1 protein-coding gene is annotated in these 208 nt (G+C 28.8%); it reads left to right on the plus strand.

The window, feature by feature from the left end; translation table 11 throughout:
* Nucleotides 1–208: hypothetical protein (locus tag ACR6JA_RS22625; protein ID WP_494599698.1), on the plus strand; the 208-nt coding region annotated here is incomplete at both ends.

A 208-nucleotide genomic window follows, 5' to 3' on the forward strand; every position in this document is an offset into this window, starting at 1 on the left:
AAAAAAAAAAAAAATTTATTTTTAAAAAACAACCAGAAACCCCCCCACCCCACAAAAACAAACCCCCAAAAAAAAACACCCCCCAAAAAAAACCCAAAAAAAAAAACAAAACCCCCACCCACTTGTTCCCCCAAAAATTAAAAATAAACAAACAACCCCCCCCAAAAGTAAAAAAAAAAAAAATAAATAACAAAAAAAAAAAAAATAA

This window comes from Cedecea sp. B1(4) (assembly GCF_059414925.1).